Source organism: Lacinutrix gracilariae, from assembly GCF_042684485.1.
GTDB lineage: Bacteria > Bacteroidota > Bacteroidia > Flavobacteriales > Flavobacteriaceae > Oceanihabitans > Oceanihabitans gracilariae.
This window is the reverse complement of record NZ_JBHULM010000007.1, coordinates 132,330-157,711: the sequence shown is the minus strand read 5'-3', so window position 1 is coordinate 157,711 and position 25,382 is coordinate 132,330. Positions and strand designations below refer to the sequence as shown.

Below are 25,382 nucleotides of genomic sequence, written 5' to 3'. Positions count from 1 at the left end.
AATGAGATAAATGCGACTTACCTTATTATAAAACAAAAACTTGTTTCAATTAGTTACAACCACAACCACCTCCAGATTTACCTCCATTGGCTCCTGAAGCAGCCTCACGATATACTTGAAAATTAGTTTCAAAACGATCTACTTTTTTTTGCGTTAAATTCATATCTGGATCATTTATATACACTTTTTCATATTCTTTTACTGCAACACAAGAACTACAGGTTACAACTATCAAGACTATTACTACTACTTTTTTAATCATTTGTATTTTGTTTTAGTTCAATATTATTAGATGTAATAATCTGGTTATTACCATCTACTATAATACACTCTACATCTTTAAGTTGGTTTATAAAATCTAATCCTACTTCTTTTCCCATTACAAAAACAGAAGTAGCTAATGCGTCTGCTAGTTCTGCAGAAGTAGTAAAAATAGACACACTTAAAATACCTTTACTTGGGTAACCCGTTCTAGGATCTATTATATGCGAATACAATTCGCCATTAAAACGTACATATTTTTCATAATTACCAGAAGTAACCACAGCACTATTATTAACCGGAAGCCAAGAAAACACTTTTTCTTTGTTTAACGGATTTACAATAGCAACCATCCAATCTGTATCATTAGGTTGTTTTCCCCAAGCATTTAAATCTCCAGATGCGTTAATAATTCCGGCTTGTACTCCTTTACTTTGCAATAAGCGTTTTGCTTTATCTGCTGCATAGCCTTTACCAATAGCACCAAAGCCAATTTTCATTCCTTTTTGTTTTAAAAAAACCGTTTGCTCTTTTGGATTTAAAATGATGTTTTGGTAGTTTACTTTTTCAACCGATTTTTTTATTGCTTCAGAAGAAGGCATGCTTGTCATAGAACCATCAAACTTCCAAATTTTATCCATTGACGCATAACTAATATCAAAAGCTCCACTAGTTAATTTAGAGATTTTTAAAGCACGCTCTATAAGCTGAAACAATTCTAAATCTACTTTTACAGGCTTCACTCCTGCTTGACTATTTATTAAAGAGGTTTGCGAATTTTCATCCCAAGAAGATATTAGTTTTTCTATTCTTGTAATTTCTTCAATTGCAGTAGCAATAAAAGCATCACCTTCTGTTTTTGAATTTGCTACCACAGAAATATCAAAACGACTTCCCATTAATTTTATGGTGCTATTAAAAACTTCTTGCGAAAAAGTAGTATAAAATGCTAAAAAAGCTAATATGAAAAGTGTTTTTTTCAAAAGCTATTTAATGTGTTAAAGTATTTTTGTGGAGTGGTTTTTTGGTAACCTAAATTACCTAACACTTCCCCTTTATGGTTTAAAACAACTACAAATGGAAAGTAACCATTTGGATTATATTTTTCGGCTAGTTTATTATTATGCGCTTGTAATTCTGGAGACAACTTATTTCCTTTTCTTTTTGGAAAATCTGCCTGTAGCATTACAAAATGATTGGCTGCAAGTTTTTGAAATTCTGTTGTGCTCCAAACCTCTTTATCTAATTTTATACAAGGTGCACACCAATCTGACCCTTGAAATACTAAAACTATTTTTTGGTTGTTTTGAGCGGCTAAAGCCTTGGCTTCATCAAAGTTTGTAAGCCATTCTTGTGCAAAGCTAGATACTGAAAAGAACAGTATAAAAGCTAAGCCTAGTATCTTTTTCATAGCAATAATTTAATATGTAAATTACGGAAAAAGTATTGGCGTGTTTTGTAACAATAGTTACATAGTCTATAAAAAATACTAATCTATTAAATCAATATGTCTGTCATGGTAGCCTAAAAGATACAAAACACCATCTAAACCAATACTAGATATAGAACTTTGTGCATTGTCTTTTACAGTGGGTTTTGCATGAAAAGCAATACCTAAACCTGCTAGACTTAGCATAGGTAAATCATTAGCACCATCACCTACAGCAATAGTTTGTCTGATATCGATACCTTCGGTTTTTGCTATTTCTTTAAGGTATTCTGCTTTTTTGTTTCCATCTACAATTTCACCAAGATATCCTCCTGTTAAAACACCATCTTTAATTTCTAATTGATTAGCATATACGTAATCAATACCTAATTCTTTTTGTAAAAAATGACCAAAATAAGTGAATCCTCCAGAAAGAATAGCAGTTTTAAATCCGTATTTTTTTAAGGTATCAATAAGTCTTTTGGCACCTTTGGTAATTGGTAAGTTAACAGCAACTTCTTGTAATACTTCTTCACTTAAACCTTCTAGAAGCTTCATACGTTTTTTAAAGCTTTCATTAAAATCAATCTCACCTTGCATAGCAGACTCTGTTATGGCTTTTACCTGTTCTCCTACTCCTGCAAGTTCTGCAAGTTCATCAATAACTTCGGTTTGAATTAAAGTAGAATCCATATCAAAACACACCAAACGTCTGTTACGTCTGTAGATATTATCTTCTTGAAAAGCTATATCTACATCTAAATCATGTGATATTTGCATGAATTTTTCAGTAAGTTCGGTTTTGTTATCAATTTGTCCTCTTATAGACAATTGAATAGATGCTCTTGGATATTCATCTTCTTTTACTAACGAAATACGACCAGTAAGTCTTTTAATAGCATCAATATTTAGGTTTTTATCTGAAAGTACTTTAGTAACTTGAGATATTTGTTCTGCAGAAAGTTTTTCTCCTAAAATAGTAATGATATAACGGTCTTTACCTTGTAGGTTCACCCAGTTTTCATAATCTTCTAAAGAAATTGGAGTAAATTTAGCTTTTACACCAAGCTCATAAGCTTTAAAAAGTAAGTCTTTTAATACTGCTGCAGATTTTTTTTTAGATCCTATTTCAAACAAGAAACCTAAAGAAAGCGTATCGTGAATATTAGCTTGACCTATATCTAGAATTTTAGCACCATAATCTGTTAAAACACCTGTTAAACTTGAAGTTAATCCTGGTTTATCTGGCCCAGAAATATTTAATAAAAAAATCTCGTTAGTCATATGTATGTATAATTACTAGCTACTAATTTAAAAATCTACCATGCCAACTCTCACTAGCAGGAACTTCCCAATTTTCATTAAATTCTGCTACTGTATTTACTAAATTATTAAAGACAATGGTGTTTTTTGAGACCGCTTTATCTTTAGCCATTTTTCTGAAATCGGTTAATGATTTATAAGCAATGAATTCTCCTTGTTTGTAAGAAACATTCATTTTATCCATTAAATCTACATTGTAATCTTTTTCTAATTGCTGAATAAATTGCACAGAAGCATCTATAGAACACCCTGTTGCTTGATTCATGTCTTGGTTTAAGCCAATAACGATAAATCGCTTATAAACAACTTTATATCCAGCTTGCAAATCACTACCATGTGCTGCCCAGTTTTCAATAAAAATATTTAGCTTATTAGAAATCTCTTCTATTTCTTTTTCTGTAAAAGAACGGTTTGCTTGGTAGATCCAAACGCGAGATTCTTCTGGTAATGTATTAAAGTCTACTAACATTATAATACGGATATTTTTTTTATTATTTTAAAATTACGGTATTCTTTAATTTTAGGATCATATAATTCTTTTTCAATATAAACCACTTCCATATTTTTCTTTTTCAGCACTTTTGAATTCGACAAAAATTCTTCACCTTCAAAATATTCTAACCACAATAATTTCTGAACTCTATTACTATCGTCTTTTATTTCGATGGTATTAAACTGGGTTGTTTCTATATTTATTATTTTTCCTATTAAAGTAAGGTCGTCTTTAGTTTCTTCGAATTCATCTGCAGCATAATTTCCTGCAAGCGCCATAATTACATCTGGGCAATTATTGACCATTAAAAACCCAATATCTTCACCAAATTTTTCTAATGAAGCGTCATCATTTAAGGAAACATCTAAATACTTTTCTGCTTTCCTTTTATTTTTAGCATAACTTTCCATTATACAGATTCCAAATTCTAATTCTAATTTACTACTGCTAATTTTAGAATAGTCTAGCCCTTTATTTTCTACACACTCGCAAGTTTCCATAGATATTTTATCTAGTAATGCATCTGCTTCTTCACTTTGTGCATTAGCAAAAAACGTTACAAAAGTGAACGAAATAAATAGAATAGTTTTTTTCATGTTATCCCCTTTTAGGAATTATAAATTTTGAGAACTAGCAATAAGTTCTGCAATATCTAATACTTTTATTTGTGCTTCTTTTTCTTTTACTTTTACACCATCTGACATCATGGTCATGCAATAAGGACAAGCAGTTGCTATAATTTCTGGATTGGTTTTTAAAGCATCTTCTGTACGAAGTTCATTAATATCTTTATTTCCTTTTTCTGGCTCTTTAAACATTTGCGCTCCTCCTGCTCCACAACATAAAGCTGTTGCTTTGCTACGTTTCATTTCTACTAAGTTTGCTTTTAATGAACTTAGCACTTCTCTTGGCGCATCATATTCTGAATTTGCTCTACCTAAATAACAAGGATCATGAAAGGTAATTTGTTTGCCTTTATAGTCGCTTTCTTTTACATCTAGTTTTCCAGAGCTAATTAGTTCTTTTATAAATTGGGTATGGTGCATGACATCATACACACCACCTAATCCTGGATATTCGTTTTTTAAGCAGTTAAAAGAATGCGGATCACAGGTTACAATGCGTTTTACTTCGTAAGCATTTAACAACTCTATATTCATCATGGCTTGCATTTGAAATAAGAATTCGTTTCCTGCTCTTTTAGCTACGTCACCTGTTGAGCTTTCTTCGGTTCCTAAAACAGCAAAATTAACATTTGCCTTGTTTAATATTTTTACAAAAGCTTTGGTTATTTTTTTTGCTCTATCATCATAACTTCCTGCAGAACCAACCCAAAATAGAATGTCTGGTTGTTTGCCTTCTGCCATAAACTCTGCCATTGTTGGTACGTTAAGTAGTTCGCTCATTATGTTGTTATTTTAGGAATTTAATTTTTAGTTTTTAACTGCGTTAGCGATTGAGGCATTTGTTGAAGCTCCTCGCAGAGAGCGACTGCCGAAAGCGCGACCCTTGTGGTAACGCCCAAATTATTTTACTCGTTTTTCCAGTTTAAACGGTCTTGTTGGTTGTACGGCCAAGGTGCTCCGTTGTTTTCAATATTGGTCATCATATTGTTTAATTCTGTTGGTGCAGCACTTTGCTCCATTACCAAGTAACGACGCATTTCTATAATAATAGATAACGGATCGATGCTTACAGGACAAGCCTCTACGCAGGCATTACAACTGGTACATGCCCAAATTTCTTCGTTAGTAATATAGTCGCCTAATAATTGTTTACCATCGTCTTTAAACTCGCCATTATTAGCATCTATGTTTTTACCTACTTCTTCTAGACGATCTCTAGTATCCATCATGATTTTTCTAGGCGAAAGTTTTTTACCTGTTAGGTTTGCAGGACACTCACTGGTACAACGACCACATTCTGTACAGGTGTATGCGTTTAGCAACTGTACCCAAGATAAATCTTGCACATCACTTGCTCCAAACTTTGCAGGAACTTCGTCTTCTGCTCCTTCTGGTGCTGCAGCAAATGGATCTGCGTTTGGATCCATCATCATTTTCACTTCTGCAGTTACAGACTCTAAATTGTTTAATTGTCCTTTATTATTTACGCGACCATAATAGGTGTTTGGAAACGCTAAAAGAATATGTAAATGCTTAGAAAAATATAAGTAGTTTAAGAATATTAAGATACCTACAATGTGTAACCACCAAGCTGCTCTTTCAATAAAGTGAACCGTTCCTTCTGCCATACCAGAAAATATTGGTGCTATGTATTGGCTAATGATGTTTCCAGATTGCATTTCTTGAAAAGTACCATCTGTGGCGTTCATGACTAAGAAAAGTGTCATTAATACCATTTCAAAATACAGAATGATATTTCCGTCACTTTTTGGCCAACCTTTCATTTCGTCTTTCCAGAAACGTGCTAGTTTGATTACGTTTCTTCTAATCCAGAAAACAGTAACTGCTACTAGTACTAAAAAGGCTAAAACCTCAAAAGTTCCTATTAAAAATCCGTAAACAGAGGTTGGTAGTATACTAGAAAATATACGATGTGTACCAAAAAGGCCATCGATAATAATTTCTAAGACTTCAATATTAATAATGATAAAACCAACATAAACGACTACGTGTAAGAATCCGGAAACAGGACGTTTTACTAGTTTACTTTGACCTAGGGCAATATTAATCATGTTTTTCCAACGTTGCGAGGTATTGTCGCTGACGTCTACATCTTGACCTAATTTAATATTACGTACTAGTTTTTTTACATTTTTAGCAAAATAACCAAGGCCTAAAAGTAGCGCAATGGCAAAAATTATATTTGGTAAGTAGTTCATGTAATGGTTAGTTAGTTTATTGTCTTTCGTCTTCTGGTTTTATGTACCCTTCTTTATTGTTTTTACCAAAAACAGATACTTTTATATATCTACTTGGGTTTAATTTAAAGTCTTGTAATAATTCTTGTAATTGTTGTGATGCCACTTCTAGGTTATTATACAACTCTTCATCTGTAAGTAGTTTACCTAATGTACCTTCACCTTGATCTAAACCTGCTAAAAGTGTATTTACCTCTAGTAAGGTTTGGTCTAAGGTTTTAACGGTTTTAGAAATTTCAACATCTTTTAAATCTTCGGTAAGTGCTCCTAAATCTTTGCTTACTTTATCAAAATTAGAAAGCATAGAAGTTAGTGTAGCATCGTTTTTAGCAATTAAAGAGTTGAAAGAATACGATAAGGTTTGAAAAGATTTTATAGTAGTGTTTAATTCTCCTATTGCATTTTTTAATCCTTTCTCAGAATCGTCTTCTACTAATTTATTTAGGTTTACTAAAAGTGAATCTGCAGATTCTAAGGTTTCGTCTAGTCCTGAACTTAATCCTGAAAAGTTAGAAGTTAAACTTTTAACAAGTCCTTCTTCTACTTCAGAAGCTATAAAATCGCCATTTTTAGCAGGAGTTCCTCCTTTAGCAGGAATGATAGCCATACCATTTCCTCCCATTATTCCTAATTCATAAAGACGCATTTTACTGTCTTTTGAGAATTGTAAATTTTTATCAATGGTAAAAGCTACTCGTGTTTTACCAGTTTCAAAATCATATTTAATATCATTAATCTTTCCTACATTATTTCCTTTTATGGTAACAGGAGATGCTGGTGTTAACGCATTGTAGTCAAATTCTGTATAGAATTCGTTTTTAGATTGAAAGATGTTTATTCCTTTCAAATAATTTATACCTATTATAAGAAATACAATTCCTAAAATAACAAGTATGGCAGTTTTAACTTCTCTGGATAACTTCAACGTAAATTGGATTGGTTATGAAACAAAATTAGAAATAAATTTACAAAGAACGAATCTAATTAGCACTTGTTTTTAAGGCTTGGTCTAGTGCTATTTTTTTTCCGTCTTTAAAAGCGACTAAAAAACAAGTGTTATATCCTTTGCTTTTGGCTTTGGCTTGTAGTTGTTTAGCCTTAGTATAATCTGATGTATAGCCATAAAAATATTTATAAAGACCTCCTACTTTTTCTCTAGAAATATCAGACAAACCTTTAAAATTATAAGGTTTAGGTTCTAATTTTTTAGAACTAGCAGCAATTTGCACCTTAAAAACTACATTTTTAATAATCTGTTCTTTATCATCTGTTACACTTGGGTATTCTTCTTGAGGAGTAAAAACAAACTCACCAACATTTTGGTCTAAGGTCTTTTTATATTTTAATATAGCGTCTTTAATTGCTGTAGCCATATCTTTTTGGCCTTTGTTAGAGTTTAAATAAGCACCTTCACTTTTATAGGTTAAAAAACCGGTTTCAATAAGAATACTTGGCATGTACGTATTGTGTAACACCCAAAATCCTGCTTGTTTTACTCCTCTACTTTTACGTTTTAAAGAGTTTACAAAATTAGTTTCTACAAATTGTGCTAGCTGTATACTTTGGTCTAAATACGATTCTTGCAACAAAGTAAGACCTATTAAAGACTCTGGCGCTTTAGGGTCAAAACCTTCATAGTGCACATCATAGTTTTCCTCTAAATAAATAACTTCGTTTTCTTTTTTAGCAACCTCAAAGTTTCTTTCACTAGCATGTAAGCCTAGAACAAAGGTTTCTGTTCCGTGTGCTTGATTACTAAAAGAGTTACAATGCACAGAAACAAATAAATCTGCATCTGCATTGTTAGCAATGGCAGCACGTTCACGCAACTCTAAAAACACATCGGTTTTACGTGTATATATTACTTTAATGTCTGGATTTTTTTCTAATTCTTTACCAACAGCAAGCACAATGTTTAAAGCAATATTTTTTTCTTTATAACCATTACCTAGATTTCCAGGATCATGCCCTCCATGGCCTGCATCTAAAACCACAACAAACTTGTCTGATTTTTGTGCATAAATGCTTGAAGAACTAACCAAAAGCGTTAATACTAATATATAAGAGAAAATATAATATAATCTATTCGTTTGCATACAGATAAAAACTATTTAAGGGCTTGATTTATTTTAAATTGCTTAATATTAAATTAATCATAAAAAATATATGTAATTTTGGCAATTCAAAAACCGAGCCATACTTTTACAAAAATACATTAAAAGCGTTGCGTACAAATAAAATTCAAATACTTTTTGCCCTAAGTTTTACCATGTTTATTAACATGTGTGGCTTTGCTCAAGACAGACCAAATTCTGGCGGAGAGATTCATCCTGTTAAAAAAGGAGATTCTGTTGCTGTTAATGTTAATTCTATTTTAAAGCCAAAAGAAGCAGCATCTACCGTAGAACTTACCGAAAAAGGACAAGACTCTATTAAAAATGATTCTGTAAAACCAAAACCAGAGTTTTTAACAGATATTGTAAACTATAAAGCCAAAGACTATACTTCTTTTAACCGAAAAGAACAAAAACTCTATTTATACAACGAAGCAGAAATTATCTATGGCGACATGGAAATTACAGCTGGAACTATAGTTATAGACTACAGTAAAAACGAAGTATATGCAGGAAGAATAAAAGATTCTTTAGGCGAATACTCACAACATCCTGTTTTTAAACAAGGAACTCAAGTAGTAGAACCAGACTCTATTCGATTTAATATAGATACCGAAAAAGCATTAATTTTTAATTCTAGAACAGAACAAGCAGGTGGTTTTTTTGATAGTGAAATATCTAAAAAGGAAAACGACTCTGTTTATTTTGTACAAAATGCAAAATATACCACTTCAGAAAATAGAGAAGATCCTGAATATTACTTTTTACTACGTAAAGCCAAAGTGGTTCCTGACGAAAAAGTTGCTACAGGTTTAACTAACATGTTTATTTATGGTGTACCTACTCCTATTGGTTTGCCTTTTGCCTATTTTCCTTTAACCAAAAAACAAACCTCTGGAGTAATTTTCCCTAGTTTTGGTGAGCAAAATGATAGAGGTTATTTTTTACAAAATGGTGGTTACTATTTTGCTATAAATGATTATTTTGATTTGGCTGTTCTTGGGGATTATTATACCAATGGTAGTTATGGTATACGCTTAGAAAGTAAATATAACGTACGCTATAAGTTTAATGGTAATGTGAGTTTTAGGTACGAAAACCTAATTACTAGTGAACGTGGTTTTGATGACTATGCTAAAAACACCATTTACAACATACGTTGGTCACATAGTCAAGACACTAAATCGAGTCCTAATTCACGTTTTTCTGCCTCTGTAAACTTAGGTAGTAGTAGCTATTACCAAAACTCTATTAACCAAACCAATGTTTCTAGTTTTTTAAATAATACCCTTTCTTCTTCGGTTTCATATTCTAAAACCTTTCAAGGAGAGCCTCAGGTAAACTTTAGTGCAACAGCAACACACTCACAAAACACAAATACCGAAACAATAAACATGACACTGCCTACTATACAGACAAGTGTTAGTAGAATTTATCCTTTTGGTAACAAAACAGGAAGTAATAAAGGAATTATAGAAAACCTTAATTTTCAATACAACCTAATCGCAGAAAATAGTATTACTACAACAGATTCACTTTTCTTTAAAAAAGAAATGTGGGACGATGCTTTAATGGGTGTACAACACAGCATACCTTTATCTACAAACTTTAAACTTTTTAAGTATTTTAGTTTAAGTGCTAGCTCTAATTTTGAAGAAAACTGGACATTTAACACTATTAACAAATACTATGATACAGATTTAGAAGAAGAAGTAACTGTAGACAAAAGTGGTTTTGATGCCTATAGAACCTATAATTTTAGTACTAGTTTAGGAACCACAGTTTACGGTATGTTTAATTTTGAAAAAGAAGGCAAAGACCGAAAAATAAAAGCCATTAGGCATGTTATGCGTCCATCGGTAAGTTATAATATAAATCCTGCTTTTGATAACTATTGGGATTCTTACGAAGTAGTAAGTGCAGATGGTCTAGTAGAAGAAGAAGTAGATTTTTCACGTTTTGAAGAAAGTCTTTATGGTGCACCAAACCAAAACTTTTCTAGTTCTGTAGGTTTAAGCCTTTCTAATAATCTAGAAGCTAAAGTACGTGCAAAAGACAGTACTGCTACCGAAGATAAAAAAATTACATTACTAAATAATTTAAACTTTTCTACAGCCTATAATTTTGCTGGAGATTCTTTACAATGGAGTCCTTTACGTGTTAGTGGTGGTACACAAATACTAGATGATAAAATGTCTATTAATTTTGGTGCTGTTCTAGATCCTTATGCTTTAGATAATAACAACACTAAAATAGATGCTTATAATATTAATAATGGAGGAAGTTTATTTAGGTTAACTAGTGCAAACTTAACCATGAATTATACACTAAGCAGTAAGACCTTTAGTGGTGAAGATGAAAGTAGAGAAAATAGTAGAAATGAAACCTTACGTAGTGGTGGTCGTGCCGATGATTTATTTGGTGTAGCGGAAGATTTTGCAGACCAAAGACTAAATAATAACCAGCAAGAAAACCAAGACGAACAAAAAGAATCTGGCTCTTTATACAATTATAAAGTACCATGGAGCTTAAATCTTGCCTACGCTGTAAACTACTCGAATAGTGCCAGGCAAAATGAAATATCCTCACACTCTTTAATGTTTTCTGGTGATGTAGAGTTTGCACCACGTTGGACAGTTGGAGCCTCTTCTGGTTACGATTTAAAAAACCAAGGTTTTACCTATACACAATTGCGTTTTGAACGTGATTTATTAAGTTGGCGAATGAACTTTTCTTGGGTACCTTTTAGCTCTAGAAGTTCTTGGAATTTCTTTATTGGTATCAAATCAAGTATTTTACAAGATATTAAATACGAAAAACGTAAACAATCAGACGATCAATTGTAATTGGTGCTTTTATAGCATATGAATTATTACTTATGTCTTTTGTTTTTAGAAATTTTAAAAACATGAAAATTTAGTAATACCAAAATCAAGAAAACTGTTTAAAGTAGATTATGGGTTTTAGCTTACTCCTTAAAATACGCATGAATTTACTATTAGGTTCCTTTTTTCTTAATTAGTTGTTCCACCACGCAAAGAAGTCATACACTAGACCGTTAAAATCAAGCTAAGCAACCAATAAAGTATTCTTCAGTCGTTCTATGTAACTTAATAGAACATAGCACACCTATACCCTATTTTCAAATAGACATAGTATTATAACTATTAAAATAAAAACAACACAACTTCTATTTTTTAGTTTTATTCTATCCATAAAATAAGAAATTTCTTATATTGCTTGCGCTATTAATTCATCGACTTTCTAAAACCTTTATATTGTTTTAAATTCTTTCAATTAATAACAGCTTTAGTATAAAGCAGTTTTATACAACCTATAATAGAAATAAAGGGTTGGTTATACACGTATATAAATAAGTTACAACCAATTACTCTGAAATCGTAACTATTAATAAAACTAAATTACAAATAACTGAATTCAATACTTTTATGAAAAAAACAATCTTACTTCTTACATTAATTGCATTAATATTTTCCTGTAATTCTGACAATTCTGAACCATCACAAAACAACAATGCACCTTTAGGTAAACTAATAAAAACTCAAACTACGTTTACAGTCTCTGGAGAATCAGATATCGTATATAACTCTTATTCTTATGATGATTTAGGTAGAGTTTCTGGAATTAATTATGGTCTAGAAAACACAACAACATATGTAAATTACTTATACAATGATGAAGGACAAATATGGAAAGAAAATTTTAGCGATGGTAATTCAAGAGAATATCAGTATACAAATGGATTGATAACATCAATAACTTTCTCAAATTCTGAAACTAACTTTGAGTTAATTTACGATAGTAATTCACAATTAATTCAAGCAAAAAATTATGATGGAGACATCTTTCAATCTGACAAAAATTTCACAAATGATAGCAATGGTAATGTATTAACTGTAGGAGAAGGAACTTCTCTAACTACTTATGAATATGATAACAGGAATAATCCACTGAATGATGCTTTTGAAAATCAAGAATTTAATAAAATATCTCATGTATTTCCATTAATCCCACCTATTAACACAGCTAATAATATTATCACTAAAAGTGGTTCTTTTAATTCTACTTTAACTCATACATACAATACAAATGGTTTTCCTCTAACGACCGAAGAAATCGTTTCAAATGAAGAATCTAGATTTGTAACTTATACATATCAAGAATAGTTATATTTAACATTTTTGACTACAGATATGGAAAGTCTTATAATAAATTAAATTGAAAATAGAAAAACGTTCTTACTCTACTCTGTCGTAAAAGGTTGTAACACCGTATAAAATTAATTACTAGTTCTAGCCTACTTACGAATATTCCTGCGGAATATTCTATTCGGTTTGTATTTGCTAAATTAGGTGCTTAAAACACGCAACAAACCATATACAAACACGTTAAACAAAACCCTGAATAAATGAAAAATAGTATCTTAATCCTGATTTTAGCCATTTTAATTTCTTGTAGTTCAGACAACAATTCTGATAATAACACAAATAATCCACCAAACAATTTTGATATCTCTGTATCTGAAATCACAAGAGTTTCTGCGACTATAAATTGGACAGAATCAATTGACCCAGAAAATGAAATTGTCAAATATGATATTTATTTGGATGAAAATTTAATTATCGAAAATACTTTACAACAAAGTTATAATTTCATAAATCTTGAAATAAACACATTATATAATGGAGAAGTAATTGCAAAAGATGAATTTGGAAATAGTCTTGAACGACAATTTTCTTTCAGCACTGAAAGAATTTCTTGTATTCCAGATGAGTTGCAAAACCAAGTAATTGCTTTTTATCCTTTTAATAGCGGAAGCTTAGATGATTTAGTTAACTCTAATATATTAACCAATAGTACATCTGCAAATTCTACATTAGACAGAAATTCTAATGAAAATTGTGCTTTCGAATTTAGCACTTCAACAAATGATTTTTTGACAACTACTAATACAGACTTCTTAAATAACCTGTCTGAATTCTCTATATCACTTTGGTTTAATCCTAGTGTTTCATGGAATGGTAATTACAACGTTTTAGTGAGCAGAGACGAAGGTTTAAGTTGCCCCAGTACTTATGGTCAATGGTCTCTTGGTTTATATGACCTTAACAGACCTACATTTGGACATCTCAATTCTGTATGGGACCAATCTTGGGATACTGAAAATGATTACAACAATTGGCACCATTTAGTTGCAACTTATAATGAAATAAATAATTCTTTAAGTCTTTACAGAAATGGCGCTCTTGAAAGAACTGCAACAGGTATTACTACTGGCTGCTCTAACACTCCCACTGCTGAAGATATTGGCGATTTAATAATTGGTAAATACTTTGATGGGAAACTAGATGACATTGCTATATTTAATGTTGAATTGAACCAAGCACAAGTTACAGAATTATTTGAAATAGAACCTTGCTGCGAATAAAAACTGTTTACAGCAACGTGTATAATTCATTGCTAGTTCTAGCCTACTTACGAAAGTCCTCTCGGACTTTCTATTTAGTTTTTATTTGCTAAATTAGTTGCTTACACACGCAACGTATCATATACAGAACCGTTAGCAACAAGCAAAAAAACCAACTATGAACAAAGATTTAAACGCATTTACAGAAGATATAAGTTGGTTTTTCCAAGAAAATGACAAGGTAGAAATTGAAGAAAGAACTCTTGAATTATCGAATGAATTTAAAAACATATTCCCAAAACTGACAAAACTGATTGAATGTTCGCGAAAAACCTTTCTGCGAATTAATAATGTTGAACACATTTTGTTTGCTTGGACTGATATTGATGACGAAATATTTGGGTGGTTAAATAAAATTGAAGGTTTAGAAAATGTATCAGATAAGTTAAGTGCTGAGCACAAAATTTTATTACAAAATATTGGTGGAATTCAGGAATCGTTTAATCAACCAGAGGATTCACTAACCAATAATCAGAATTTTATGTTTATCGGAACTGAATGCAGTTTCGGAATTGGTAGTTGGAATGAATATTATAAAGAAACTTGCGAAGAAGAAAATATCAAGCCGATAGACTACTCAAACCTGATTTGTTTTGTAGAAGAGGCAAATGGAAATATGACTTTCTATGATTCTAAAACTAATAAAATAATATTATTCGCTTCTGACCATTGTTTTGATGATATTACGCCAATTATAGGACAGCCCGAATACACATTTTACAGTTATGACAAAATAAAAACATTCACAGAATATGTTGAACAAATAGCTGAAGAATGGGCCGAAGAAAATGCCAGTTGCTAACAACGTGTATAATTAATTGCTTGTGATTTGCCTACGAGGAAATTCCTGCGGAATTTCCTCTCGTTCGGTTCATTTTTGCTAAATTAGTTGCTTAACCACGCAACTAACCATACACAAACACGTTAGCCACAATTAACGCCAAATACTATGAATACAGATAATTGGACAAAAAAACATTTTACAGAAACATCAAAATTTAATTGGAATTGTCCTCATTGTAAATCAAAATCTTTAGAGTTTTTAAAAGATAAATTCATCACTTCAGAAACACAAGAGTCAAAGAATTATCGATTAAAAAATGATGATTGGGAAATAGAATGGATTACACTTAATATAAGTGGACAATTGAAATGTAAAAATTGTGAAGAAGTAGTATACTTCCTTGGTATTGGTAATCCTCAAGAGAATGGTCACTATGACCAACATTTGGATGAATTCGTAAGTGAATACGAAACATATTTTAGCCCAACATTTGTCAATCCAACAATACATTTATTCGAAATTCCAAAAGACTGTCCTGAATTAGTAACAGATGAAATCATTGCTTCATTTAAGTTGTTTTGGTGCGATTTAGAATCTTGTGCTAATAAAATTAGAACTTCATTAGAAATTCTAATGGACGAATTCAAAGTAAAAAAATATTCTATTGGTAACGGAAAAAGGACACCTATAGCATTACATCATAGAATTGAAAAATTTCCAAAAAAAGAAATAACAAATATTTTGTTAGCAATAAAATGGATTGGTAATACTGGAAGTCATAGGAGTAAGGATTTAGAAACCATAGATATTGTTGAGACATATTCATTATTGGAATATGCCTTAAATAAATTGTTTAAAGACACAGAGAGAGAGATAAAGAAAATAGCTAAAGAAATTAATAGTCGAAAAGGAAAGCGAAAAAGAAAATAACTGTGGCTAACACTGTATATAATTTATCGCTTGGTTCTAGCCTACTTACGAAAATCCTCGCGGATTTTCTATTCGGTTTTTATTTGTTAACTTAGTTGCTTAACCACGCAACAAACCATGTACAAACACGTTGTCCAAAATTTGAGAAACAGCAAACATTGAATGAAAAAAAAGAATAAGAAAAAATCTAAAGACCAAGAATCAACAGTCGAAAAGAAAAGAAATACTCATCTTTATTGGATTGCAATTCTTGGAGTTTTAGGTCCAGCCATTGGATTTCTTTGGAATTATGAATCAGACAGAAAAGACGAAAAACACGCAGCAGAAATAACTGAACTAAAGACCAAAATATCTTCTATCGAGAAAGGAATATAGGAGAAAACGATTATTTTGATGTAAAACAATTATTTCTATCTGACAATGATAGAAATGAGCCTTCGCCGAAATCTAGTTATATAGCGAGTGGAAATTTCTATGCCGACACAACAAATACAAATTGGACTTATAAACAAATTCCGCCTGTAACTTTTGTTAGGAATGGATTGGAAATTGACCCATTAGAACTTCAGTTTGGCAGAAAAAGTAGTTTTACGATTGATAGCATTTTTAAGAATCCTGAATTTAAAAACTACAAAAGAGAATATAAATTTCATCAATTTAAATACAAAGATTCGCTAAAAATTGAAATTGAAGGAAAAGAAGAAATTTTCAATTCTTCTATCAATGTGGTTGTGATAAAAAAAGATGTTGCAAAAATAATTTTCGATATTGTAAATCAAAATATTAATAACGAAAAAGAGTTATTAAATAGTCTTGATATTGATAGTACAATGGTCAATCAAGTAATTAAAACAGCAGAAAAACAATTTAATAAAAACTCAAGTAGCCTAATTTTCAACTTAATTCTTAATGGAATGGTTTATGGCTCGTTGTCAAGCGGAAATACACTTGAATTACAAAGTGTACAAAAAAAGTCTGAAGTCTTTTACACAAAATACACTCGTGAATATGACATTGAACCGAAGAAAATATTTGAAACTGGAGAAATATTTTTTGCTGACAAAGACAATCATATTTACATAGTTTTAATTAAAGTAATTGACAAACAACCATTAATCAAAACGGAATTAGCAGCTGATATAAATAATTGGTTGTTTTCTTTAAAATTCTTATAAAAACTGTGGGCAACAACGTATATATTTTATTGCTTGGTTCTAGCCTACTTACGAAAATCCTCTCAGATTTTCTATTCGGTTTTTTATTTGTTAACTTAGTTGCTTAACCACGCAACGAAGTCATACACTAGACCGTTAAAATCAAGCTAAGCAGCTAATAAAGCATTCTTCAGTCGTTCTATGTAACTTAATAGAACATAGCACACCTATACCCTATTCTCAACTAGAATATAGTATTATAACTATTGAAATAAAAAAGCAACCCAACTTCTATTTTTTTAGTTTTTGGCTTTATATAAAATAGAGAAATTTCTTATATTGCTTGCGCTATTAATTAATCGACTTTCTAAAATCTTTATATTGCTTTAGATTCTTTCAATTAATAACTACTTTAGTATAAAGCACTTGTATACAACCTATAATAGAAATAAAGGGTTGGTTATACACGTATATAAATAAGTTGGGCTTCATACTGAAAAACACTCGAACATAAATTAAAAATATAGATGAAATTTGAATTAAGAGATATAAAGGATGCATATAAGAGACTGAAAACTTATATCTACTACGACAATACAGATATCATTTTAAGGCGAAAATTAGTTGAGTTTGAGACTAATTTGACTAAAGATTTTAATTCATTATTCAGAGGAAGCGAAAAACCATACCAAATAGAAGATGAACTGAATATTTTTAAAAACGATTTTGGTGTTCCTCAATCAATTGACAGTAAACTTCAAATCTTTACAGATGAATTGAATAACTTTCACAGCTCATCAGAATTTTTTGATTTTTTTCTCAATAAAATAGATGCAAATATCTATCCGAAAAAATATGAGAAAACTGAAATAGCAGATAATTTCATCACAAACCAAAGAGTTGAGAAAGAATATCCAATAAATAGACTTACAGCTTTTATAGATGCTCCAATCGAAATACACCTATTATCTGTTCTTTGGACTATAAATTATGGCGTACAGATTGATTCTAAACTTGGAGATAATTGTATTGGAAATAGATTATTACTAAGTAAGGATAAAAAAACAATTGTTCACGGCTCTGGTCTATTTAAACCCTATTTTAAACAATATCAAAAATGGAGGGACGACTCTGTAAATGTTGCTCAAGAATTAATAAAAAAAGAAAGAGATGTTCTTTTTCTAAATTTAGATGTTAAAGATTATTTCCATTCTGTAAGAATACCTAATGATTTAATTTATAGTGATCAGAAAACTCATTATAAGCTAGCTCACAATAATCTAAATAAGTTGTTTTTGAAAATTCATCATATTTATACAGAGAAAATCTCGTTACAATATGAACAACCATATAATTTCTCAAATGAATTAGAACGTAATGAAGAAAATGAACTTCAAGAATTTATATTACCTATAGGTCTTTTATCATCTTTTGTTCTTGCAAATGATTACTTAAAAGACTTTGATAAAAGAATAGTAGAGAAATACAAACCTGCATATTATGGGAGATATGTTGACGATATTTTACTAGTTCTTGCTGACCCAAATCCAAATTCAAACAATGAAGAATTGAATGAAGAGTTTAAATTTTCATTTAATGATTATAAGAAGAGGATTAAGAAAAAATATAACAGTAAAAATAATATTCATTATAAAATCACCTTCGAAGAAGATACTCTTAATGAAATTGAAAAATATATCATTTCAAATCTTAGCCCGTTAATAAACCTTGTTGACTCTCCTTTTTCTTCAAATTCAAGTAATTCTAAAGGAAGAGTTTTTAAAATAAATGGGAAGAAGTCGTTGTTCTGTCAAAGCGAGAAAACACTTCTTTACTATTTTGATTCGGAAGAATCAGATATGGTAATAAATAAATTAAAGAGAGAGTTAGAAGAAAGAACGAGTGAGTTTCGTGATTTACCAAGTCACGACAATTCATTAGGGGAATTTGAATCAAGTGCGTATCATTTAGATTACAATGGAACAGAAGGAAAAATTAAAACTCTACAAGATTATAAAGAAAATAGATATGGTTTGACTTTATTTCTTTCCAATCAAATATTCAGCTCTTTAAATCACGAACGAAGTATTTCTGAGAAAGAAAAAAATCAAGTTCTTAAATTTTTCAAAGGCTCTACTTGTCTCGAGTTTTATCGTTTATGGGAAAGAGTTTTTACTTATTTTTTAGTCAATAAAGAACCTAAATCGTACATCGATTTTTATATTCATTGCGCAGAACAAATTGACAAAATTGGAAAAAAAGATATTCATTTTATAGAAAACACTAAAGTTGAATATAATCTTGTTCAAAATTCAATGGCTGAGTATTTAGATTGTGCTCACGAATTAACTATTTCACTGAATCCAATGTTTTTAAATCAAAGTAGAGATATTGAACGTCATTTTGAATTCAAAACAATTGAACTATCAAATTCTCTTTTAGTTTATTATTTGAATAACAACGAAATCACGAAATCAAATTCAGTTTGGCAGAATAGATTTAGAGAAACAAATATGATTAGGCATCAATATGTTTCTACTCCATTATTAAACTATACAAAAGATTCTAAAAGAGGGTTTAGTAATTTACTAAAACTTCAACTCGAAATTGAATCTTTCGAATTGGATGAAAAACTTATAGAAAATTCGCCAAGACCGATAAAATTTTGGGAATGTTGTTTTGCTTCAACTTTTACAGAGCTTTCTAAATTCGATAAATCAAAATGTAAAGAAAAAAACGGATATCCTTTGACGGATATATTAGGCCCTAAAATAAAAACTGAAAAAGATTTAGCTACAGACACAGAAATTAAAAAAGAGGAATATTATTTAGATTATGCTTTTGATATTTATCTAAAAGGAAATTCAAATCATTTACCTCATTACATTTTAAATGATAAAAAATTGAAATCAAGCTTCTATGATTTAGTAAATAGAGATAGAAGCGATAATTTAGAGCACCAAAATCAAATAAAGGAATTCCGCATTAATTCTAAAGATAAAATTAAGGAACCTAGTATTTCATTTGCCAATACAGAAGTAATAGAAAGTAATATTGTCAAAGGCGTTAGAAATGAACCAAATTTATCTATTGAAAGATACCAACGCTTAGCTTTAATTTTAAACCAAGCTAGAAAAGAAAACTCAGATATGGTCTTATTTCCCGAGTTTTTTATCCCAATAAACTTACTTCCTAGTTTAGCTCGTTATTCGCAAAAAAATCAAACTCTTGTAATTTCCGGACTAGAACATATTATTTCTAACAAAACAGCCTTTAATTTTGTGGCTACCATACTTCCAGTTGAAGTTAATGGTATAAAAGATGCTACCATAGTTTTCAGACTCAAAAATCATTATGCTCCAGTTGAAGAACATTTAATTTCTCAAAATCATTTAAATGTACCAAAGCCAAGCATAAGCAGATATGATATTTTCAATTGGAAAAACATCTACTTTTCAGTATTCTATTGTTTTGAATTAGCAGATTTGGAACATAGAAGCTTACTAAGAAGTAAAATTGATTTACTAATCGCATTAGAATGGAACAAGGACACTCCATATTTCTCAAATATAATTGAAGCAAGCGCAAGAGATTTGCATTGCTATGTCGCTCAAGTCAATACAAGCCAGTTTGGAGACACCAGATTAACTCAACCAACGGAAACAGCTAGAAAGGATTTATTGAGACTAAAAGGAGGTACAAATGATGCTATTCTTGTTTCAAAATTGAACATCCCAAAATTGAGAGAGTTTCAACGCAAAAAATTCTCTGTATCAAATAAAAATTTCAAACCATTACCGCCGAATTTTTCAATTGAAGAGGTTTTGAAAAGAATTAAAAACAAAAATATTACGTGAAAAAGTACGAAAGCCCAACACCGTATATAATTTATTGCTAGCTTCTCGCCTACTTACGAAAGTCCTCGCGGACTTTCTTGGTCGGTAATTATTTACTAAATTAGTGCTTAAACCACGCAACAAACCATATACAAACACGTTACCCAACATTAACTGAAGAACAAAATTATGAAGTTAAAAAAACTAACATTAGTGATTATAACACTATTTGGAATGAATGCCTTTGCTCAAAAAAATATTAATTTCGGAGCAAAAGCTGGAGTGAACTTTTCTGGATTTCGTTCTGGAGAAAGCACTTTTACTTCAAGAATAGGTTTTAACATAGGAGCAATGTCTGAACTAAAAATATCTGATTTAGTTTCAGTACAAGGAGAAATTGTTTATAATAGACGTGGTGGAAATTTTTCTATTAACCAAAACTTACCATATCCAAATAATCATCTTAAAACCTATTATGTAACTACTTTAGACTACATCGATATTCCTATACAAGGAAAAATTTATTTCTTAAAAAAAATGAGTGTTGATTTTGGTCCTCAAATCGGTTTTCTAATAAATGATAAAGTTGAAATTGATGATGGAATAAGCAATGGTGAAAATGGAGATGAAGTTGAATTTGATAATATACAATCAATTGATTTTGCTCTAACTGGAGGTTTTAGCTATAAATTTGAAAGTAATTTAATTATACAGACTAGGTATAATTTTGGTTTAACTCAAGTAATTAAAGATGCTAAATACAAAAACTCAATGATTAGCTTATCACTTGGATATTATTTTTAATAAATTAAGAACTGAATAATAACGTTGGGTAACAAAGTATATAATACATTGCTAATCCTCACAGACTTTCTATCTGTGATTTAATTGCTAACTTTAGTGCTTAAACACGCTACTATTATTATACTAAACCGTAGCACATTTGAGGAAACACAATGACAGAAGAAAATATTAAAAAAACTTGGCGAAATTTATTCACACCTTTTCTGATTGGTATAGTGATTTTTATAGTTGCGCTATTGTTTCATCGTTTAGGCAGTAAAAGACCAACACCGCAAACTATCAGTCTTTTTGGATGCGTTTTAGGGTTCGTATTTATATTATTTTCTGGAATGAAAATTCTGAAATTTAGAAAATATTTAAAAACAGAAAATGAGTGACAACCATATACTAACAAGTTGAAAGTAATGCAAAATACTTCGTTAAAATTCACCAGATAAACAATAAACTAAATATTTTTTGTAACATTAAATAGAAACTCTACACTAATTATTTAATGATAAAAGACATAATATTTCAAATTAAATACACTTTTTCTCAACTAAAATTCAATAAAAAAAAAGAGAGAAATCAGAGGTTAAAAGAATCATTTGGAAAACTTAAAGATGAATCCTTTGACTTTGACAGCATAGAAAAATACTTCAGAAAAAAAGACAATTCAAAAGCTCATCAAGTATTATCAGACAAAACCTGCAACGATTTAGATTTTGATGACTTATTTATGTTTCTTGACCGAACTAATTCAAAAGTTGGGCAACAATATTTTTACAATAATCTTCGCACAATAAAAGTAAATGAAAAGCAAACCAAGCGGAACGAAGAAATAATAACGGAATTATCGAAAAATCCAGAATTAAGAATTTCGGTTCAAAAAAAGTTGGAAAAACTAAAACATGAAGACGCTTACTACATAACTACATTATTTCAAGAAGAGCATATTAATGCACCAAAATGGTTTTTTGTCATAAAATTATTGTCGTTTACAAGTTTAGTATCATTGATTTTCGCCTTTTTCAATCCTATATTTTTCATTGTTTTATTAGGTGTCTTCTGTGTGAATTTTGTGCTACATTATTGGAATAAAAATAATTTAGTTCAGTATGTAAGTTCAATTCCACAACTTTTAAGGCTTAATAATGTCGCTTCTCATTTATTTACAATACCATTATTTAAAAAAATAAATCCTGACTTACCAAAGTCCATCAAATTAATAAATGAAGTTAAAAATAGAATGTCATTTTTTTCACTTGAAGCCAAACTACAAGGAGAATTTGAAATCTTAGCTTGGTTTGTTTTTGAGATTTTTAAAACAATGTTTTTGCTTGAGCCTTTATTATTATTTAGTGTTTTAAAAAGGTTAAATAACAAAAGAGACAACATAGAAAACGTTTTTAAGTTTGTTGGGCATGTTGATATGCTAATTTCAATAGCGTCTTTAAGAAACGGAGTTAAAACATTCTGTTTGCCAAGTATTAATGATGCAGATAAAATCATTGTTAAAGATATCAGTCATCCTTTAATTTTTAATTGCACAACTAACAGCATTGAAATAGCTGAAAAATCTATACTTCTTACAGGTTCAAATATGTCTGGAAAAACTTCTTTTATTCGTGCTATTGGCCTGAATGTAATAACTGGATTTACAATTAATACTTGTTTTGCAAAATCAATGAGTTTTCCTTTATTAAAAGTGTTTTCAGCCATTAGAATAAGTGATGATTTAATGAATGATAAAAGTTATTATTTTGAAGAAGTATTAACCATTAAGGAGATGCTTAAAGAGAGTGAAAATGGGAATAAAAACCTCTTTCTTTTAGATGAAATATTTAAAGGCACAAATACAGTAGAACGTATTTCTGCTGGAAAATCTGTTTTATCTGCTTTAACAAAGAATAACAATAAAATATTGGTTTCAACGCACGACATAGAATTAACAGATATGCTTTCTGGCGAATATGAACTGTATCATTTTAGCGAAACGGTAAATGACAAAACCGTTGGATTTGATTACAAACTAAAAGGTGGAAAATTAAAAAACAGAAATGCAATTAGAATACTTGAAATTAACGATTACCCAAAAGAGGTTGTGAAAGAAGCAATCGAAATAGCCAAAGAATTAGATAAAACATATTTAGCAAAAAATACTACTGGCAACAACGTGCATAATTAATTGATTGGTTCAGGTTTACTCCAAATTTCCTATCAGAAACTTCTCTGGCACGTGAATGTTTACTAAAGCTTAAACATGCTAGTTTCCATACACAAACATGTTGTAAACAATTATTTTAAATTATGATGCTTGTTTTTTTTTAGAAATTGTAAATGTAAATACACTACCTTCTTCTAATTTAGATTCAACATTTATCTCTCCTCCTAAGCTAACAATAATTTTCTTTACAGAAGCTAATCCAATACCTGTACCAATATTTCCATCCTTATCTTCAACTCCTACTACACTAAAAAGATTAAAAATATTATTAATGAATTCTTTAGGAATTCCATCTCCATTATCGCTAACTGATAATTTATATTGAAACTCATTCTCTGATATATCAATTTCAATTTCAGCTTGAGGCTTGCTATTATATTTTATGGCATTAGTAACCAAGTTAATTAACACCTGCATTAAAGCTGATTTATTTGTTATTATTACCTTACAATTTCCTTTTATATGAAAAGAAACTCTTTCATCTGAGTCTGTTATATTTTTTAGTTCTTTAAAAATATCTTGAATCAAAATGTCTTGCGTTCTATTCTTAAGTAATTCATCACTTTGGTAGAAATTTAATAATCCGTCAACATAATTCTTTAAAGAATTAGAAGAAGATTTTAAATATTCCAAATATTGTCTAGATTCTTCATCTAATTTCCCCTTATTTTCTTCCTCAAGTAATTCCGTTAAAGAAATAATATTCGCTAATGGAGATTTAAGATCATGTGAAACAACATTAGCAAACTTTTTCAAATCTTCATTTCGTTTTTTCAAACTTTCCTGTAATTCGATAAGTTTTATGTTTTGATATCTTTGCTCAAACAAATTAGTTACTTGCTTTGACATAGCTAATAGAGCATTTTTCTGTTCACTTGTGAGAATTCTTGGTTTAGTATCATAAACACAAAGGGTTCCTAGCTTATAGCCTTCAGAGTTTATTAATGTTGCACCAGCATAAAAAACGGCCTGATAATCAGTTACTAATGGGTTATCATGAAATCGTTCATCTTTTCTAGAATCTTCAACTATAGTAATTAACTCCTCAGAATTAATAGCATGACCACAAAAAGAAATTTCTCTTGGCGATTCATTGAATGGCACACCATGATGTGATTTTAAAAAATTACGATTATTATCTAACAATGTAACTAATGAAATTGGAACATCACATATATAGGCCATCAAAGCAGTGATATTATCATAGCTCTCTTCAGGTAAAGTATCTAATAGTTGATACTTATTGACTTCTAATTGCCTTTCATATTCATTTTCAGGAAGTTCAGGTGTTATCATGTAAACTGTTTAATTATGTTTTAGGAATACACGAAATATAAGAATATTACTACGGACTTAATTATTCTGCTTGTTAAAAAAAGTATAATGTAAAAGCTTATTACAAATAAAAAGAACACAACTTCTCTTTTTTTAATTTTCCTATATAAACAAAAGAAAAAAAAATCCTATATTAGACTATATGTCAGCTAATTACCTATTTAGGGACTTTGTATTTTTTTAGATTGATAATTAATAACTGCTTAAGTATAAAGTACTTTTATACAGCCTATAATAGAAATAAAGTGTTGGTTATTCACTCCTATAAATAAGTTAGCCATTCATTGAATGGCAGAATTCAGAAATTAAAAATAGATCACTGAAAATGTAAATTTTGATGA

At 30.1% G+C, this 25,382-nt stretch carries 22 protein-coding genes; 11 read left to right on the top strand and 11 right to left on the bottom strand.

The features are described from left to right. Window positions 1–49: 49 nt before the first annotated feature. From ACFSSB_RS03625 to ACFSSB_RS03580, 10 genes are all read right to left on the bottom strand, one after another. Entirely contained in the window at window positions 50–262 is a 213-nt protein-coding gene (locus ACFSSB_RS03625) for a DUF4266 domain-containing protein (RefSeq protein WP_379901061.1), read from the bottom strand. Beyond that, window positions 255–1,244 carry an FAD:protein FMN transferase gene (locus tag ACFSSB_RS03620; protein WP_379901059.1) on the bottom strand — a complete coding sequence of 330 codons (990 nt, stop codon included), beginning with the start codon at window positions 1,242–1,244 and terminating at the stop codon, window positions 255–257. The genes ACFSSB_RS03625 and ACFSSB_RS03620 overlap by 8 nt, the downstream gene beginning before the upstream one ends. Next, window positions 1,241–1,672, bottom strand: a complete 432-nt coding sequence (locus ACFSSB_RS03615) for a thioredoxin family protein (protein WP_379901057.1) — start codon at window positions 1,670–1,672, stop codon at window positions 1,241–1,243. The genes ACFSSB_RS03620 and ACFSSB_RS03615 overlap by 4 nt, the downstream gene beginning before the upstream one ends. Window positions 1,673–1,750: 78 nt before the next feature. Continuing rightward, window positions 1,751–2,974 carry a phosphoserine phosphatase SerB gene (gene serB, locus ACFSSB_RS03610; RefSeq protein WP_379901055.1) on the bottom strand — a complete coding sequence of 408 codons (1,224 nt, stop codon included), beginning with the start codon at window positions 2,972–2,974 and terminating at the stop codon, window positions 1,751–1,753. A gap of 22 nt (window positions 2,975–2,996) precedes the next feature. Then, window positions 2,997–3,482, bottom strand: a complete 486-nt coding sequence (locus ACFSSB_RS03605; RefSeq protein WP_379901053.1) for an ABC transporter ATPase — start codon at window positions 3,480–3,482, stop codon at window positions 2,997–2,999. After that, window positions 3,482–4,102 (bottom strand): hypothetical protein, encoded by a 621-nt coding sequence (locus tag ACFSSB_RS03600; RefSeq protein ID WP_379901051.1) that lies wholly within the window; start codon window positions 4,100–4,102, stop codon window positions 3,482–3,484. Before ACFSSB_RS03600 ends, ACFSSB_RS03605 begins: the two co-directional genes overlap by 1 nt. Window positions 4,103–4,120: 18 nt before the next feature. Then, a complete protein-coding gene (locus ACFSSB_RS03595) occupies window positions 4,121–4,912 on the bottom strand; it encodes a (Fe-S)-binding protein (protein WP_379901049.1) in 792 nt (263 codons plus the stop codon). Window positions 4,913–5,037: 125 nt separating this feature from the next. Then, a complete protein-coding gene (locus ACFSSB_RS03590) occupies window positions 5,038–6,351 on the bottom strand; it encodes a 4Fe-4S dicluster domain-containing protein (RefSeq protein WP_379901047.1) in 1,314 nt (437 codons plus the stop codon). A gap of 16 nt (window positions 6,352–6,367) precedes the next feature. After that, window positions 6,368–7,237, bottom strand: a complete 870-nt coding sequence (locus ACFSSB_RS03585) for an MlaD family protein (RefSeq protein WP_379901045.1) — start codon at window positions 7,235–7,237, stop codon at window positions 6,368–6,370. A gap of 133 nt (window positions 7,238–7,370) precedes the next feature. Then, window positions 7,371–8,486: an N-acetylmuramoyl-L-alanine amidase family protein gene (locus tag ACFSSB_RS03580; RefSeq protein WP_379901043.1), complete on the bottom strand. Its 1,116-nt coding sequence runs from the start codon at window positions 8,484–8,486 to the stop codon at window positions 7,371–7,373. A gap of 173 nt (window positions 8,487–8,659) precedes the next feature. Here ACFSSB_RS03580 and ACFSSB_RS03575 point away from each other — a divergent pair, with 173 nt between their 5' ends. The 11 genes from ACFSSB_RS03575 to ACFSSB_RS03525 all read left to right on the top strand — a co-directional run bounded on the left by ACFSSB_RS03575 (window position 8,660) and on the right by ACFSSB_RS03525 (window position 23,667). Continuing rightward, window positions 8,660–11,350, top strand: a complete 2,691-nt coding sequence (locus tag ACFSSB_RS03575) for a putative LPS assembly protein LptD (protein ID WP_379901041.1) — start codon at window positions 8,660–8,662, stop codon at window positions 11,348–11,350. 603 nt (window positions 11,351–11,953) lie between these two features. Beyond that, the gene (locus ACFSSB_RS03570; protein WP_379901039.1) at window positions 11,954–12,691 is read left to right on the top strand and encodes a hypothetical protein; all 738 of its coding nucleotides are present in this window, start codon (window positions 11,954–11,956) and stop codon (window positions 12,689–12,691) included. Between the two features lie 242 nt (window positions 12,692–12,933). Then, entirely contained in the window at window positions 12,934–13,953 is a 1,020-nt protein-coding gene (locus tag ACFSSB_RS03565; RefSeq protein ID WP_379901037.1) for a LamG-like jellyroll fold domain-containing protein, read from the top strand. Between the two features lie 157 nt (window positions 13,954–14,110). Continuing rightward, the gene (locus ACFSSB_RS03560; protein WP_379901035.1) at window positions 14,111–14,794 is read left to right on the top strand and encodes a hypothetical protein; all 684 of its coding nucleotides are present in this window, start codon (window positions 14,111–14,113) and stop codon (window positions 14,792–14,794) included. Between the two features lie 147 nt (window positions 14,795–14,941). Continuing rightward, window positions 14,942–15,706, top strand: coding sequence for a DUF4145 domain-containing protein (locus ACFSSB_RS03555; RefSeq protein ID WP_379901033.1), 765 nt, complete (start codon window positions 14,942–14,944; stop codon window positions 15,704–15,706). 162 nt (window positions 15,707–15,868) lie between these two features. Further along, a complete protein-coding gene (locus ACFSSB_RS03550; RefSeq protein ID WP_379901031.1) occupies window positions 15,869–16,081 on the top strand; it encodes a hypothetical protein in 213 nt (70 codons plus the stop codon). Window positions 16,082–16,248: 167 nt separating this feature from the next. Beyond that, window positions 16,249–16,881 carry a hypothetical protein gene (locus tag ACFSSB_RS03545; RefSeq protein WP_379901029.1) on the top strand — a complete coding sequence of 211 codons (633 nt, stop codon included), beginning with the start codon at window positions 16,249–16,251 and terminating at the stop codon, window positions 16,879–16,881. A gap of 506 nt (window positions 16,882–17,387) precedes the next feature. Continuing rightward, entirely contained in the window at window positions 17,388–20,717 is a 3,330-nt protein-coding gene (locus ACFSSB_RS03540) for a hypothetical protein (protein ID WP_379901027.1), read from the top strand. A gap of 192 nt (window positions 20,718–20,909) precedes the next feature. Continuing rightward, entirely contained in the window at window positions 20,910–21,500 is a 591-nt protein-coding gene (locus ACFSSB_RS03535; protein ID WP_379901025.1) for a porin family protein, read from the top strand. A gap of 152 nt (window positions 21,501–21,652) precedes the next feature. After that, window positions 21,653–21,877, top strand: coding sequence for a hypothetical protein (locus ACFSSB_RS03530; protein ID WP_379901023.1), 225 nt, complete (start codon window positions 21,653–21,655; stop codon window positions 21,875–21,877). Between the two features lie 116 nt (window positions 21,878–21,993). Next, a complete protein-coding gene (locus tag ACFSSB_RS03525; RefSeq protein ID WP_379901021.1) occupies window positions 21,994–23,667 on the top strand; it encodes a MutS-related protein in 1,674 nt (557 codons plus the stop codon). A gap of 120 nt (window positions 23,668–23,787) precedes the next feature. Here ACFSSB_RS03525 and ACFSSB_RS03520 read toward each other — a convergent pair whose 3' ends face one another. Continuing rightward, on the bottom strand, window positions 23,788–25,002 hold the full coding sequence (locus tag ACFSSB_RS03520; RefSeq protein ID WP_379901019.1) for a sensor histidine kinase: 1,215 nt from the start codon (window positions 25,000–25,002) through the stop codon (window positions 23,788–23,790). Between the last annotated feature and the right edge of the window lie 380 nt (window positions 25,003–25,382).

Bases quoted from the DNA above. Each gene is read 5' to 3' on its own strand.
- ACFSSB_RS03590 (WP_379901047.1), bottom strand. From the start codon at position 6,351: ATGAACTACTTACCAAATATAATTTTTGCCATTGCGCTACTTTTAGGC.
- ACFSSB_RS03540 (WP_379901027.1), top strand. From the start codon at position 17,388: ATGAAATTTGAATTAAGAGATATAAAGGATGCATATAAGAGACTGAAA.
- ACFSSB_RS03600 (WP_379901051.1), bottom strand. From the start codon at position 4,102: ATGAAAAAAACTATTCTATTTATTTCGTTCACTTTTGTAACGTTTTTT.
- ACFSSB_RS03605 (WP_379901053.1), bottom strand. From the start codon at position 3,482: ATGTTAGTAGACTTTAATACATTACCAGAAGAATCTCGCGTTTGGATC.
- ACFSSB_RS03520 (WP_379901019.1), bottom strand. From the start codon at position 25,002: ATGATAACACCTGAACTTCCTGAAAATGAATATGAAAGGCAATTAGAA.
- serB (WP_379901055.1), bottom strand. From the start codon at position 2,974: ATGACTAACGAGATTTTTTTATTAAATATTTCTGGGCCAGATAAACCA.
- ACFSSB_RS03550 (WP_379901031.1), top strand. From the start codon at position 15,869: ATGAAAAAAAAGAATAAGAAAAAATCTAAAGACCAAGAATCAACAGTC.
- ACFSSB_RS03625 (WP_379901061.1), bottom strand. From the start codon at position 262: ATGATTAAAAAAGTAGTAGTAATAGTCTTGATAGTTGTAACCTGTAGT.
- ACFSSB_RS03525 (WP_379901021.1), top strand. From the start codon at position 21,994: ATGATAAAAGACATAATATTTCAAATTAAATACACTTTTTCTCAACTA.
- ACFSSB_RS03575 (WP_379901041.1), top strand. From the start codon at position 8,660: ATGTTTATTAACATGTGTGGCTTTGCTCAAGACAGACCAAATTCTGGC.
- ACFSSB_RS03615 (WP_379901057.1), bottom strand. From the start codon at position 1,672: ATGAAAAAGATACTAGGCTTAGCTTTTATACTGTTCTTTTCAGTATCT.
- ACFSSB_RS03595 (WP_379901049.1), bottom strand. From the start codon at position 4,912: ATGAGCGAACTACTTAACGTACCAACAATGGCAGAGTTTATGGCAGAA.
- ACFSSB_RS03555 (WP_379901033.1), top strand. From the start codon at position 14,942: ATGAATACAGATAATTGGACAAAAAAACATTTTACAGAAACATCAAAA.
- ACFSSB_RS03530 (WP_379901023.1), top strand. From the start codon at position 21,653: ATGACAGAAGAAAATATTAAAAAAACTTGGCGAAATTTATTCACACCT.
- ACFSSB_RS03580 (WP_379901043.1), bottom strand. From the start codon at position 8,486: ATGCAAACGAATAGATTATATTATATTTTCTCTTATATATTAGTATTA.
- ACFSSB_RS03565 (WP_379901037.1), top strand. From the start codon at position 12,934: ATGAAAAATAGTATCTTAATCCTGATTTTAGCCATTTTAATTTCTTGT.
- ACFSSB_RS03570 (WP_379901039.1), top strand. From the start codon at position 11,954: ATGAAAAAAACAATCTTACTTCTTACATTAATTGCATTAATATTTTCC.
- ACFSSB_RS03560 (WP_379901035.1), top strand. From the start codon at position 14,111: ATGAACAAAGATTTAAACGCATTTACAGAAGATATAAGTTGGTTTTTC.